The following is a 14,693-nucleotide window of genomic DNA, read 5'->3' on the forward strand; positions in this document are numbered from 1 at the left end:
TAACCTTACAGCTTTGTAAGGTCTATTCAATCTTAATATTAATTGTTGAAAGGTCAATTTTTACCTTAGTACCTTTATCAATTTCAGACTCTATTTTTATATTATGAGATAGTTTATTTAAAATTTTCTTGCAAAGATATAAACCTATCCCAGTAGATTTTTTATCTAAACGCCCATTATATCCTGTATATCCCCTTTCAAAAACTCTTGGAAGATCCTCAGGCCTTATACCAATTCCAGTATCTTCAATCACTAGTGTCTTTTCACTATCCTTATCCATATATATTGAAATACTGCCCTCTTTTGTATATTTAAGACCATTTGATAATATCTGTTCTATCACAAATAAGAGCCATTTTTCATCTGTTAACACTCTACAATTCAAGTCATTAAAATTAAGCTTAATCCTATTTCTTATAAAGACTTTAGCATATTTTCTTACTGCCTGTTTCACAATATCATCAAGATTATATTCTTTTAATACTAGATCTGAAGACATACTTTCAAGCCTCAAATATTGTAAAACAAATTCAACATACTGCTCTATTTTAAATAATTCCATTGATAGTTCATAATTTTGCTCATTATCTTCCGACTGAAGTAAAAGCCTCATAGCCGCAATAGGAGTTTTTATTTGGTGAGCCCATAAAGTATAATAATCCATTAAATCACTTTTAGCCATATCTGCCTCAGAAGCAATTCTAATCTTTTCCTTCTGAATAATTGAAATTAATTTATTATAATCCTCTTCAATTATATTTTTTGCCTCTGGCAGCTCATCTATATTTAAAATAATTTCTCTTTTTAAATTATTGAGTAATTTATGCTTATTATAAAAATTAATAAAATCTACTCCAATATATATAATTCCAACAAAAGTACATAATAAAAAACCATAAAGCAAAGGTTCTATAGGAAGATTATAAAGAAAAAACATAATAGTAAATATTAAAGAAAATATAAGAAATATTATTATTTCCTTAATGCGAAACTTAAAATAAGATATTATTAATTTAAATTTACCATTTTCATCCATACTATTCCACCATATAACCTATTCCCTTTTTAGTTATTATAAAATTATTTAAACCTATATCCTGAAGCTTTTTACGAAGACGAGTTACATTAACAGTAAGAGTATTATCATCAACATAACTGTCTGTTTCCCAAAGTTTTATCATTATATCTTCCCTTGTCACAGATTTCCCCTTATTTTCTATTAGCACATGAAGTATTTTATTTTCATTCTTTGTTAATTGTATTTTTTCATTATTATAAATCAAAGTGGCATCACTAATATTAAGTATTACACCTCTATGTTCTAATAAACTTGTTTGTCCAGCAAAATCATAAGTACGTCTTAATAAAGCCATAACCTTTGCAGTAAGCACATTAAGATCAAAGGGTTTGGTAATAAAATCATCTCCCCCCATATTCATAGCCATTACTATATTCATATTATCTGATGCAGATGATATAAATATAATAGGAACCTTAGAAAGTTTTCTAATCTCACTACACCAATGAAATCCATTGAAAAATGGAAGGGAAATATCTAAAAGAACAAGTTGTGGATCATAAGATATAAAATCAGAAATTACATTTTTAAAGTCAGTAACACATTCTACTTCATACCCCCAGGATTTTATGTGCTTTTTTATCGATTTTGCTATTACTAAATCATCTTCTATAATAAGTATTCTATACATTTATAATCCTCCTTATATATCAAGGAAAATAATAGGTCAGTTCTCGGAAGTTTTGTTAAATTATCATGATTTGCAATATATTCAATTTCCTTATATATTGCTTTTTCTTTTGTAATATCCCTCCAATTTATTACTATTCCTTCAACAGAGGGTTCTTTTATATGATTATCCAATTCAATTTCTATACACATTTTTTTACTAGACTTTGATTTAACAATTAATTCTCCTTGCATATGAATATCTGGATTTTTTAATACAGCCTCAAGCATTTTCTTTAATTTTATCTTTTCATCTCCCTCAAGATAATCAAATACATTTTTATTTAATACTTCTTCTACTTTATAGCCAGAAATTCTTTCAACTGCAGAGCTAGAATATAGAATAGTTCCTTCAGGAGATATAATACCTAAACAATCATTAGAATTTTGAATTAAGAATTCAAACCTTCTTTTTTGACTTTCAATTATTCTTTTTTCCTCTTCTATCTTCCTTGACATTTCTTTTATTTCTGTAATATCTTGTATGGTTCCACATATTGAAACTATTTTACCATTATCATCAAAAGCTACTTCTGTAAGACAATATATATCTCTTATCTTCCCATCTGTTCTTATAATACGATATTCACCTACGGTATACCTTTCTTTAGGAGGATTTATTAAATAATTATTTATCTTATATAAGTCTTCTGGATGAACAAATTTAAAAATCTCCTCATAATTTACCTCATTGCTATGTTCTTTAATTCCATAAATTTTAAACATTCCTTCAGACCAATATCGTATTCCTTTATTTAAATCAAGCTCCCAGCTACCTATTTGGGATATATGTTGAGCCTGAATTAAATTTCTATTCTTTTTTTCTAAATCTATTTTTAACAATTCATTTTCTGTTATATCTTGAATTATTCCTATAATTCCAACCACCTTATTATCCCTATCTAATTGTGGTTCTCCTTTAACTAATATATATTTAAATACTCCATCTTTTGGATTTATTCTAATTTTAACTTTAAATTTTTGGCCTTTCACACATTGTTCTTTTGCCTTTTCCAAAATTCTTCTATCTTCTTCTAGAACTATTTTATAATAGCTTTCTAAATCTGTTTTTATATTTAAAGGATCAATATTGCAAATCTTATAAGCTTCTTCTGATATAAAAACTTCATCTTTTATTGCATCATATTTAAATCTACCTATTCCTGCTATGTCTTGAGAGTATTTTAAGTCTTTTCCTGTTTCTCTTAAATTGTCTTCAAGAATTTTTTTCTTTGTAATATCTTCTATCGTTCCTATTATCCTAATTGGATTTCTATCCTCATTAAATAATACTCTTGCTTTTTTATTTATATATTTTTTTCTTCCTCTTGCTGTGATAACACAAACTTCTATGTTATATTCTTTCCCCTTAAGAGCCTCTTCATATGTTTTAATAACTAATTCCCTATCCTGAGGATCAAAAAAATCAAGAAATCTATTCAACTTTCCATCTATGTACTCTGCTGTAGTTTCAAATATCCTATATATTTCTTCCGTACATAATATTTCATTTTTTTGAATATCATATGTCCAACTACCTACAGAAAGAAGCTCCTGCATATGTATGAGATTTTCTTCTAGCATATCCAATCTCTTTTCCAATTCCTCTTTTCCAAAAATATTTCTTCTTTGATTTTTATCTTTTGCTAGAATATTTCTGAATATCGTAGTTATAAGCCACCCCTCCTATCCTCCTAATTTAATAATATTATATATCAAATATATATTATCCACAATTACCAAAAACAAATCATAATTACAAAATAAAACATTTTTCTCAAAAAATAATAGATAGATTTTTCAAAAATCTATCTATCTTATAAGTATTTTTTTTAATTTTTCTAATAAAATTTAAAATTATTCATACAATCCATAAACTTCATTTATATTTTGAACAAAAACAATTCCATTTCCCGGCTTCTCTATATCAAGTTCTTCTTTTATGGATGAAATTATATCTCCAGTTTTATCTCTTTTAGATATTATTAATACTATTTCTTTTTCTGGTTCAATTTCCATGGCAAAAACTTTACTTGTTTCATGAATTCCAGATCCCCTTGCATTTATTATTGTACCACCTTTAGCACCAGCTTTAGTTGCTGCATCAATAACTTCTTCCGCCTTTCCTTTTTCAACAATTACAGTTATAGCATTATACATAGTGTTTTCTTCCCCTCTCTCATCTTTCATTTTATCACATTTACAAGTTCTTGTTCCAACAAGGCCGCATATAGATGTTGTAAAAGCTATTCCATGATTAGGTTTTTTGAATTTAAACTCCTCACTTAGTTTCCTTAAAGCCGTTCTCACTGTTTCTTTATCTGATACCATAAGCACAATTTCTTTTCTTACATCTGATAAGCATAAATAATCTAAAATTTTACTATTTACCGTACCCTTACCTAAGAAAATAGTTCCTCCAGAAATATTATGCTGCTTAGCCTTTTTTAACACTTTACTTCCTAATCCTAAATTTACAATTACACAAATAAGCTCAGGCTGATTAAGTTCAAAATTAGCCAACATTGTTTTCTACCCCTCCTTTTATAGATTTCACTTTAAAAATAAAACCAAGTATTTGTAATGCAATTATAGGGGTCATTGCCACCATTGAAATCATTCCAAAACCGTCAATTAATACATCTGCACATTCAATAGCATCTGCTGCTCCTTGAGCAAAAGCTAATATAAAAGTTGCTGTCATTGGACCTGATGCAACACCACCTGAATCAAAAGCCATACCAACAAATAATTTTGGAACATAATAACTCATTAAAATAGATATTATATATCCAGGTAATAAATAATGCCATAACTGAATTTGAGGAATCATTATCCTTAGCATTGATAAGGCTACTGCAAAACCTACTCCTATCGATAGAGCAAATAAAACAATTTTTCTTTTAACATATCCACTTGTAACATCTTCTATTTGATGTGTCAATACATATACAGCTGGTTCTGCAAGTATTGTAACAAATCCTAATGCAAATCCAGTAATAACTAAGTATGTTTTATTTTCTAAAGATGCCACTTTATATCCTAATACCGTTCCAAGCTCCATGAAACCTGCATTTACTCCAACTAAAAATATAACCAATCCTATAAATGTAAAGAATATTCCAAATAAAATTTTTCTAACAGATTTTTTTGACAACTTAAACTTAATTTTTTGGAATATAAGAAAAATAATCAATATTGGTAATAAAGCTAACATTATCTCAAAAGATATCTTAGGAATCTCTTTAATGAAAGGCTCAATTATTGATGCAGATACTTCTGTATCTATTTCAAGAGTTGCTGTAATTCTATCTATTTTAGATAAAATACTCATTATCATAACTGCTATTATTGCACCTGATGATGCTATAGCAACCAAACCAAAACTATCCTTTTCAGAGGATTTACTATCTTTTTTAAGATGGGATACTCCTAAAGAAAGAGCCAGCATAAAAGGAACAGTCAAAGCACCAGTAGTAGCACCAGAAGCGTCAAAGGATATTGCTAAAAATTCTGGTGATGTAAATATTGAAAGTAACAAAATAATACCATATATAATAGTTAACAATTTATATAAAGGAATATTATATAATATTCTTCCTAAACCTAAAGCAAGCATGACAGCTATTCCTATGGAAACAATTATTACTATAAGCCATTTTGACACCATTCCTGAAGTTACAAAGGAAACTTGTGCGCCTAAAATTTGCAAGTCAGGCTCTGCCACCGAAATAAAGAACCCAAGTACTAAGCCTGCGATTATTACAATGGAAACTTTATTAGTTTTAGTTAATGTGCTCCCCATAACATTACCTATAGGGGTTATTCCAATATCTACACCAGCTAAAAATATTGACAAACCAATAATAACAAATACTGCTCCAATTAAAAACCTTAATAATAAGGGTTTTTCTACTGGTGTAATTGTAAAGTTTAATATTAATACTATTAAAGTTATTGGCAATACTGATAATAATACTTCTTTTAATTTTTCTGTTACTAAATTCAAATATATATCATCTCCTTTACTATATTTTAGTTTGTTCAGCTTTAGTATTATTTATAAATCCTTAACCATTTATTTAATTATACTATATTTATCTCTAAAAAATTTTAAAGAAATAAATTTATTCTAATTCTTTACAGAATATTAACAAAAATATTACCCTTTTCCCCCTATAAAATAAAAATTATAATTTTTATAACAAAATACAAAAAGACTATCAACTGTAATATTTTTAAAATGTACCCCTTGTCAAGGACAGTTTAAAAAAAGACTATGAAACAGCTTCAAGAAGATGACTTCTGTATCGGACAGGAGTCATCTTTTTTAAATTCCACTGAGATCTATAGTTATTATAATAATCAATATAATCATCTATTTCAGTAATTAATTCCTGAAATGTTTTACACTCATTGATATATGCTTCATCCTTTAATAGTATCAATTACTATATCTATTTTTAAACTATTAGAAATGATAAAGTCATTTTTATTTGTCTAGCACCTTTTTTGCGATTTTTGAAGTTGAAAGCAGCTAAAATATTTTTATAACTTTCTAAATCTTTAGATTCTCGATTATCTCGCTTAGAAATTGATTTAGATGAGAAATAATTATAATATCCAGAACGTGAAACACCTGATAACTCACAAAAATAGCTAACCTTATTTTTAAGTTTATATTTTTCACTCGGTCTTCCATTATTAAATTTTCTAGTGTCCTGTAATTGAGTTATTCCATTTCTGCGAAATGCGGAGCGCCATCTTTTACCTGATGATTCAACACGTTTCATACCTAAAATATCTATGTTAAATCCACATTTCTCAAATATTTCTATTTCTTTTTCTGTAAATAATTTTTTGCTCATTACATTCTTCTCCTAATGATATTTATTTTATTATACATAAAAATACCCTATGGCATAGACTTTTTTTAATTGTCTATTCCATAGGGTACATTTTATTTCTTGAACAGCTTTTATATCTCTTATTTTTTTTCATTTTTTAAGTGCTTTACTCTATTTGGCTTAGCTTTAGGTCTTATTACTATTTTCTTTTCAAACTTAGGACCACCAGTAGTTTGAATTTCCATAAACCATAGGAAAAACCAAACAGTTACTAATGTTAATAACATATTTAACCAATAATTTTGTAGTCTAAGTATAAGTTGCAAAGCAAAACATAAAATGGTTATTCCTAATATTATCCACTTATTAACTCTAATCTTTGAAAAAACATATTTTCTGCCTAAAGTCATTAAAAAGAACATTATTGCAACTATAACAACAATATTTAATACGGCAATTAAAAAACTAGTCATACTACTCCTCCTTAACATCCTACTATTATTATATTAAAAGAAAAGCTATACATTTTCAATAGTTTACTATTACTTAGAGTTATTTTTCTATAATATTGTAATTATAATAAAATTAAGGAATTATAATAATTTTATTAATTTTATTATAATTAACTTCTATTTTAATTAATTATTTGATAAAATATACTCATAAATAAAAATATGTTAAAAGGAGTGGTTTTATGGCTCTTAATCAACATCCCCAATTAGATGAATTAGATCTTCAAATATTGGATCTACTAATAAAAGATTCTAGGACCCCTTATTTAGAAATCGCAAGAATATGTCACGTTAGTGGTGGTACAATTCACGTAAGAATGAAAAAAATGGAGGAAATGGGCATAATCAAAGGTACTAGAATAGTTCTTGATTTACCAAAGCTTGGTTATGATGTCTGCTGTTTTGTAGGTATTTATATAGATAGAACTTCATCTTTTAAAAATGTATTTGATGAATTAGCTAAGATAAAAGAAGTTGTTGAACTACATTTAACAACTGGAGATTATTCAGTATTTGCAAAAGTAATTTGTAAAAATACTACAGACCTTCAAGACATATTACTTAATAAAATTAATGTTATAGATGGAATTCAAAGAACAGAAACAATAATTTCCTTAGAACAGCCTATTGATAGAAATATTACGATCTAATTTTTGTAATAAAATCTTTTAATTTGGTTAAAATACTAAAGAAATAATCAAATTATAAGAGGTGTTTTTATGAAAGTAATTGATAACATAGCATTAATATTAGTTATTATTGGAGCTATAAATTGGGGGCTAATTGGATTTTTTGATTTCAATCTAGTAGAAGCCATATTTTCAACTATGCCTGCAATAAGCAGAGTAATTTATGCTATAGTAGGAATTGCAGGTCTATATTGTTTATCTTTATTTTCAAAAGTAAATAACTCTGATAATAGATAAAATAAAAAGAGCCTAAAAGGCTCTTTTTATTTTAAATTTTTAATAATTTCAAGCAATTCTATAGCTGCATTTCTTGGGCCTTCTTTTTCTTTTCCTTCAAGTCCTAGACATGTTTTAATTTCACCAACTTTTACATTTCTCTCAAACATAGCTTTAAAATATTTTTCTATAAGTATATCTGTTTCCTTTATTTTTTGAGCAGGTCCGAATGGATTTGCAAAATAACTTTCTACTAAGCCCTTTTCAGAGGTAGTACCTTTTGCCATTCTAGCACCTCTCTTAAACACCTCAACAGCTTCCTTTGGATTATTAAAGAACTCAATAGATTTTTCTCCTTCTTTAACTTCAGTATAATTATTGGCATATAGGAATAAATCAACATCATATCCTTTAATAATTTCTTTATATGGTGAAACAGGCATTACAAGCCTTGCATTAATCTTATCTGGATTCATAAAAATACTTCTATCTAACTCTTTAAAAGCATATCCAGCATCTAAATCATCTAACCTTACAAAGGCTCCAATTTCTGTACCATATCCTTTTATTTTTCCATCTATATCTTTAAATTTACCCATATCATCAAATATTATTGTCATGTTACTAATATAATCTTCACCTAAAGTTCTAAAGGCTTCTAAACTTTCTGATTTTCCAGCACCACTATCTCCCATAATTACAACATTAGCTGATTTTCCATCTTTTAATTCTATGCTTACCATTGCTCCATGTATTGGTAAATATCCTCTTTTTATCATTACTAAATTGTGTAATGTTAATGTCATTTTTTTCATATATCCAAAATAGTCAATTTCATCACTATAGTTAATATATCCTAACATAATTTCATTTTCTTTATCATCATAGAATACAGTTTTCTTTTCTTCACCCTTATCTCTTGCTCCAAACACATATACTAAATCTGGTTTTTTTCCTCTATATTCTTCACATCTAGCCATTTCAAATAAGTTACATAAGGTTATTCCATGATGCATAAAATCTCTATGGAAATAAATAAAGGCAATTAATTCCCCAACTTTTGCTGGATAGCAGAACCAATGATCTTTATTTAATGTTGCTTCTTTTAAAGGGTTATAACTTATCTCTTTAAACATACCACTTCTAGTATTTTTCTTAGGATAAGTAATAAACGGTGTTTCTAATAATATAGCATCAATAAATTCTATATCTTCTAAAATTTCGTAGCCATTTGGTATTGGCCATAAAATTTTGTTAACCTTTAGAGAAGCATTTCCTCCTACTGGAATTTGTCTAAATACATTAGGCTTATATCCTAAAGTATTTTTTTCTATTTTTCTATATAACTTTAATATTAAATTTGATAAAGCTGAATTTGCTTGTGTAAAATTTACTGATGATAATCCTTCTTGTTTCTTATTTGTATGAATTATAGTATATCTTTCTAACTTTCTCCAAAATAAATATAACTCTTCTACTAGGTTAATAAATTGATCTCTTTCCTTAAATAACTCACTATAAAAATCATTTATCTCTATAATTTCGTCTACACTCATAACAGTGCAATATTTAAAAACTTTGCATAATTTCTTTGTAATTATGCTTACATCTTCTGTTTGCAAGCTTTTCTTCAAATATCTCCAATTTAGAGTTACCTTCTTTTTTGCATTCTTTATATAACTTTCTATTACCCTTTTAAAACCACTACTTTCTACAAGTTCTTCAAAAGTACTACAATAATTAGCAGAAAAGTTAATTAATACTTTGTCATTACTAATTGAAAACTCTTTTTTCATATTTACGCCCCCTATTTGAATTAATTACTTTTATAATCTTTCATTTTTTTTGCTAATACAACATATTATGCCATGTTTTTTGCAAGTTTACAAGTGCTTCTTTGCATTTTTCTAATAAATTATTAGATTGTTAATTTTTATATCATAATAATATATTTTTAATAATAAAAAGTTATACCATTATAATATAAATTATAATAATATAACTTTCAAGATTATTCTTCTCCTAAATTTTTTGCAATTATACTTCTTATTCTTTCTGGAAGTTCTTTTTCTTCTTCTTTAGTCAGTTTATCAGTAAAAATAGGTTTTGAAAAAATTACTTTTATATCTATTGGCTTAAATTTTCTGTTTTCTTCATAAGCCCTGTAAGCTCCTTCTATAGCAACTGGTACTATTGGAGCTTTTGCCATAGTGGCTAATTTTAAGCTGCCCTTCTTAAACTGTCCCATTTTTCCATTTTTACTTCTTGTTCCTTCAGGAAAAATTGCCATGCTATAACCAGCTTTTATATTATTGACTCCTTCTTTTATAGATTTTAATCCTTCTCTGACATTTTCCCTATCTAAGGCAACACAATTATATTCTTTCATCAAGTATCCTAATATAGGTGTATTCGCCATTTCCTTTTTAGCTATAAATCCCATACATCTTCCTGCTGAATTTATTAATATTGGTATATCCAAAATACTAGTATGATTTCCTATATAGCAGCACGGAACATCTGGGATATTTTCCCTTCCTATAACAGTAATTTTCATTCCTATTGTTCTTATTGTAAATTCAGCCCACTTTTCTCCAATTTTTGCACAATACTCTTTTGCTGCTTTTTCTCCCTTTGTTTTCTTAATATATTTGTGTTTAAGTATTTTACAAGGCATAATAACAGCCATATAAAACCCATAATTAATATACTTTATAAAATTCATTTCCTCACCACCATAATTTTTCTATGTTTATTATAATGTTATTTCTTTCTTTCTTCAATTATATTTTCTTTCTGAAATGTCCATACTTACATAAAGAACTTTTTTAAGGGGTATGTAAATTGAATAAAAAATACTATTTGCCTTTTATATTCTTAATAATACTCTCATTATTAACTTTATTATTTTCTAATTTTAATCGAAATAAAAATCTTAGAAATATAAGTTCAGATAATATGCTCCTTCACTTTATTGATGTAGGGCAAGGGGATTCTATTCTGGTACAGGTAAATAATAAAAATATGCTTATTGATGCAGGACCTGCAGATAGTAGAGAAAATCTATTAGATTATTTATCTTTATTAAATATAAATAACTTGGACTACGTAATTGCCACTCATCCCCATGAAGATCATATAGGTAATATGGCTTATATTATTGATAAATATAATGTATTAAATTTCTATGCTCCTAAAATAACAAATAATACAAAATCCTTTGAAACAATGGTAGAAGCTTTAGTAAGAAAGGACTTAAAAATTAATGTAATAAAAGCAGGCATAAGATCTATTTCTCTTGGAAAAAACACAAAAGTAGAAGTCTTTTCTCCTTCTTCAGATAACTATGAAAATATTAATAATTATTCGCCTATTATTAAAATTTCTCACGGGAATAATTCCTTCCTCCTTACTGGAGATGCAGAAGAACTTATAGAAAAGGAAGTTATTAATTCTAATTATAATTTAAAGTCTGATCTTTTAAAAATTGGTCATCACGGCTCATCTTCTTCAACAAGCAAAGAATTCTTCTATAAAGTAAATCCTAGTATAACTGTTATTTCTGTAGGGAAAAATAACTCATATGGTCATCCTACAAAGAAAGTCTTAGAAACTATAAAAAATTCAAAAATATTAAGAACAGACCAAAAGGGCACAATCCTTATTCTTTCTGATGGAAAGTCTTTAAAAATGATAGATGCTCCTAAAATTTAGGAGCATCTATCATTTAAGAATTTCTTCTTAAATTGAAAATTCTATAATACTTAAATTTATATTATTCAACTTCAACAGTTTCTTGTAGTTTTTTTTCCTCATTACTATTATTAATAAATTCTTTCCAGGAAGTATAAATATAATATAAATTTGTTACATCTCCTTCATTATATAAAAGTATAGTTTCTATTTTTTCTTTTGGCATTCTTAAAATATATTCTCTATCTTTTAATATTTTATGAAAAGTTTTTGCTAAGTTTGAACCGCTTATTAAATCTCTTTCTTCTCTTATTATTCCAAATTCCTTTTCTAAATTTTTAAGTCCTATAGAATGTTTCTTCTCTCTTTCATACTCTTTTTGAATATCAATATCTTGAAATTCTTTTGAAAAGTTAAAATCAATATTATATTTTTCAAAAAGATAATTTATTACTGTATAATCATTATTTCCTGAAAAAGTTACTATCGCACTTTTACCTTTTCTTTTCATCTTAACAAAATATTTTTTTGCTAAATATAGTATTTGAATAACTTCACTTTTATTTTCTATCATATATTGAGTAACATGGAGCTTATTATTTTCAAAAATACAGGCTCCAAAAACACCAATACATTTAGGTTTTTTATAAACGTAATGCTCTAAATCAAAAAATATAAGCTCTTCAGGATTTTTATCAATCTCTTCCGTCTTTAGCATATATTCTTCAAGTGTGGGTTCTACATCTATTATATTTTCTCGAATAATCACATTACCACTCTTTCTTCTTTATCATTATCACCTTGCATTATTATTATCTTATAACATTATATCATTTTTAATTTAATATAAGAATATGTAATATTTAAAAAATAAATAGTTATATTATTATATGATTTTATATAGCTTCTACTATATTAATATTTAATTCTTCTAATTATAAACAAATATTCTATCAAAAGATATTGACTAAAATTTTATAACTATATATACTAATTATATGATAATGATTTTCATTTTAAAGAACATTGCTTATATCGACATCTAAAATAATATTTTTATTATAAAAACTTAAAAGAAGGTGTTTTTATGGAAATATTGATAACTTTATTAATTGTTGCATTTGCAATTTCAGTTCTTTATAAAAACTTTAAAAAAGCCTCAAAAGGTGGCTGCAGCTGTAGTGATAAAAGTTCAACTAATTGTTCAGGCTGTTCATCAAATATATCAATTACTAAACGTTAAAATTATAAAAAGATGCTGTAAAAATTACAGCATCCTTTTATTACATCTTTTCTACAACTTCAATTCCTAGTAAAGCTAACGCATTTTTTATAACTTGACTTGTAGATTTAACTAAATTAATTCTTGCAAGCTTTAATTGCTCATCTTCTAAATTTAATACTGAATGAGCATTATAAAATTTATTAAAATCTTTCGCTACTTGAATAGCATACCTAGTAATAACTGAAGGCTCAAGCTTTTCTGTTGCTAAATGAATATAGTTTTCAAAGCTTTCTAAAGTTTTAACAAGTTCAAATTCTTCTTTGGAAGCAAGCTTTGAATAATCTGCTTCTCCCTTAATTTCACCAGCTCTTTCTAAAATACTATTTGCTCTTGCATAAGAATATTGCACATATGGACCAGTTTCTCCATCAAAAGAAAGAATTTCCTTCCAATCAAATATAATATCTTTTTCTCTAGAATTTTTAAGATAAGTAAATAATATGGATCCAATTCCTATTTTTTTAGCAACTTCTTCTTTATTTTCTAACTTAGGATTTTTTTCATTTATTACTTCTAAAGATTTTTCTATAGCTTCATTTATTAAATCATCAAGAAGAATCATTTCTCCTTTTCTTGTTGACATTTTACCAGTTGCTGATTTTACTGTTCCAAAGCCTACATGTATACAGTCCTTTGCCCATTCATATCCTGCAAGTTCTAATACTTTAAATACTTGTTTGAAATGTAAAGATTGAGGTAAACCTACTACGTATATACATTTATAAAAATCGTAAGTTTTCTTTCTATAAATTGCAGCAGCTAAATCTCTTGTTGCATATATAGATGCACCATCAGCTTTTAATACTATACATGGAGGCATATTATATTCATCAAGCATAACAACTTGAGCTCCATTACTTTCAACTAAAAGTCCTTTTTCTTTTAATTCATTTACAACTGCATCCATTTTATCATTATAGAAGGCTTCTCCAGCATAAGAATCAAATTTAACATTAAATATGTCATATATTCTTTCAAATTCTTTTAAACTTAAATCTCTAAATCTTTTCCATAAGGCTGTTGCCTCTTCATCTCCATCTTCTAAAGCTTTAAAGTATGCTCTAGCCTCATCTTCTAAAGCTTTATCCTTTTCTGCTTCATCATGGAATTTTACGTATATTCTTAACAGCTCATTAATCGCATTTTCTTCCAAAGCTTCTTCATTTCCCCATCTTTTATAAGCAGATATTAACTTACCAAATTGGGTTCCCCAGTCTCCTAGGTGATTTAAGCCCTGAACTTCATATCCTTCTTTTTTAAATAACTTATATAAGGAATTTCCTATAGCTGTTGTAAAAAGATGACCTACATGGAATGGTTTTGCTATATTAGGTGAGGAATATTCGACACAAATTGTTTTTCCCCCTCCAATATTAGAGGAACCATATTCCTCGCCTTCTATTAAGATTTTTTCTATTGCATTTTTTGTAAATATACTCTTATCTACAAAGAAATTTACATAAGGACCTACATTGATTATTTTTTCAAAACCATCTTTATTTAATTTAGATATTAATTCCTCAGCAATCATATTAGGAGCTTTTCTAAAGGTTTTTGCTAATTGAAAACATGGAAAAGCATAATCCCCTAATTCTGGCTTAGGCGGTATTTCAATTAATTTTTCTATTGTTTCTAAGTCAAGATCTATTTCTTTATTTAATAGTTCTGCTATTATCTTTTTGTAATCCATCTTTTCCTCCTTAA

General features: G+C 26.9%; 15 protein-coding genes and 1 pseudogene. 4 read left to right on the forward strand and 12 right to left on the reverse strand.

The window, feature by feature from the left end; translation table 11 throughout:
• Positions 1 to 22: 22 nt before the first annotated feature.
• The 8 genes and pseudogenes from KQI16_RS06710 to KQI16_RS06740 all read right to left on the reverse strand — a co-directional run bounded on the left by KQI16_RS06710 (position 23) and on the right by KQI16_RS06740 (position 7,067).
• Positions 23 to 1,036, reverse strand: coding sequence for a sensor histidine kinase (locus KQI16_RS06710; RefSeq protein WP_216432968.1), 1,014 nt, complete (start codon positions 1,034 to 1,036; stop codon positions 23 to 25).
• Between the two features lies 1 nt (position 1,037).
• Positions 1,038 to 1,709: a response regulator transcription factor gene (locus tag KQI16_RS06715; RefSeq protein ID WP_216432970.1), complete on the reverse strand. Its 672-nt coding sequence runs from the start codon at positions 1,707 to 1,709 to the stop codon at positions 1,038 to 1,040.
• On the reverse strand, positions 1,688 to 3,349 hold the full coding sequence (locus KQI16_RS06720; RefSeq protein ID WP_216432972.1) for a PAS domain-containing protein: 1,662 nt from the start codon (positions 3,347 to 3,349) through the stop codon (positions 1,688 to 1,690). The genes KQI16_RS06715 and KQI16_RS06720 overlap by 22 nt, the downstream gene beginning before the upstream one ends.
• 255 nt (positions 3,350 to 3,604) lie before the next feature.
• Positions 3,605 to 4,273, reverse strand: coding sequence for a P-II family nitrogen regulator (locus tag KQI16_RS06725; protein WP_216432974.1), 669 nt, complete (start codon positions 4,271 to 4,273; stop codon positions 3,605 to 3,607).
• Positions 4,263 to 5,756, reverse strand: coding sequence for a DUF1538 domain-containing protein (locus KQI16_RS06730; RefSeq protein ID WP_216432976.1), 1,494 nt, complete (start codon positions 5,754 to 5,756; stop codon positions 4,263 to 4,265). The genes KQI16_RS06725 and KQI16_RS06730 overlap by 11 nt, the downstream gene beginning before the upstream one ends.
• Positions 5,757 to 6,024: 268 nt before the next feature.
• Entirely contained in the window at positions 6,025 to 6,195 is a 171-nt protein-coding gene (locus KQI16_RS13295; protein WP_442861801.1) for an IS3 family transposase, read from the reverse strand.
• Positions 6,196 to 6,225: 30 nt separating this feature from the next.
• Positions 6,226 to 6,582, reverse strand: a pseudogene (locus tag KQI16_RS13300) (IS3 family transposase); the annotation flags it as partial.
• A 152-nt stretch (positions 6,583 to 6,734) separates the two neighbouring features.
• Positions 6,735 to 7,067: a hypothetical protein gene (locus tag KQI16_RS06740; protein WP_216432979.1), complete on the reverse strand. Its 333-nt coding sequence runs from the start codon at positions 7,065 to 7,067 to the stop codon at positions 6,735 to 6,737.
• A 221-nt stretch (positions 7,068 to 7,288) separates the two neighbouring features.
• On the opposite strand from KQI16_RS06740, the gene KQI16_RS06745 reads away from it, so the two are divergent.
• Together KQI16_RS06745 and KQI16_RS06750 are read left to right on the forward strand one after the other, a co-directional pair.
• Positions 7,289 to 7,756 (forward strand): Lrp/AsnC ligand binding domain-containing protein, encoded by a 468-nt coding sequence (locus tag KQI16_RS06745; RefSeq protein WP_216432981.1) that lies wholly within the window; start codon positions 7,289 to 7,291, stop codon positions 7,754 to 7,756.
• A 69-nt stretch (positions 7,757 to 7,825) separates the two neighbouring features.
• On the forward strand, positions 7,826 to 8,032 hold the full coding sequence (locus KQI16_RS06750) for a DUF378 domain-containing protein (protein WP_216432983.1): 207 nt from the start codon (positions 7,826 to 7,828) through the stop codon (positions 8,030 to 8,032).
• 26 nt (positions 8,033 to 8,058) lie between these two features.
• On the opposite strand, the gene KQI16_RS06755 is transcribed toward KQI16_RS06750, so the two are convergent.
• A complete protein-coding gene (locus tag KQI16_RS06755) occupies positions 8,059 to 9,807 on the reverse strand; it encodes a phosphoenolpyruvate carboxykinase (RefSeq protein ID WP_216432985.1) in 1,749 nt (582 codons plus the stop codon).
• A 215-nt stretch (positions 9,808 to 10,022) separates the two neighbouring features.
• Positions 10,023 to 10,736, reverse strand: coding sequence for a lysophospholipid acyltransferase family protein (locus tag KQI16_RS06760; RefSeq protein WP_216432987.1), 714 nt, complete (start codon positions 10,734 to 10,736; stop codon positions 10,023 to 10,025).
• Between the two features lie 119 nt (positions 10,737 to 10,855).
• On the opposite strand from KQI16_RS06760, the gene KQI16_RS06765 reads away from it, so the two are divergent.
• Positions 10,856 to 11,725, forward strand: coding sequence for a ComEC/Rec2 family competence protein (locus KQI16_RS06765; protein WP_216432989.1), 870 nt, complete (start codon positions 10,856 to 10,858; stop codon positions 11,723 to 11,725).
• 61 nt (positions 11,726 to 11,786) lie between these two features.
• Here KQI16_RS06765 and KQI16_RS06770 read toward each other — a convergent pair whose 3' ends face one another.
• Positions 11,787 to 12,473 (reverse strand): ribonuclease H-like domain-containing protein, encoded by a 687-nt coding sequence (locus tag KQI16_RS06770; protein WP_216432991.1) that lies wholly within the window; start codon positions 12,471 to 12,473, stop codon positions 11,787 to 11,789.
• A gap of 318 nt (positions 12,474 to 12,791) precedes the next feature.
• Between KQI16_RS06770 and KQI16_RS06775 the strand changes: the two genes are divergently transcribed.
• Positions 12,792 to 12,947, forward strand: coding sequence for a FeoB-associated Cys-rich membrane protein (locus tag KQI16_RS06775; RefSeq protein WP_216432993.1), 156 nt, complete (start codon positions 12,792 to 12,794; stop codon positions 12,945 to 12,947).
• Positions 12,948 to 12,987: 40 nt separating this feature from the next.
• Here the strand turns inward: KQI16_RS06775 and argS are convergent, their stop codons facing one another.
• The gene (argS, locus tag KQI16_RS06780) at positions 12,988 to 14,679 is read right to left on the reverse strand and encodes an arginine--tRNA ligase (protein WP_216432995.1); all 1,692 of its coding nucleotides are present in this window, start codon (positions 14,677 to 14,679) and stop codon (positions 12,988 to 12,990) included.
• Between the last annotated feature and the right edge of the window lie 14 nt (positions 14,680 to 14,693).

It is taken from the genome of Caproiciproducens sp. MSJ-32 (assembly GCF_018918055.1).
Taxonomy (GTDB): Bacteria; Bacillota; Clostridia; order Clostridiales; family Clostridiaceae; genus Clostridium.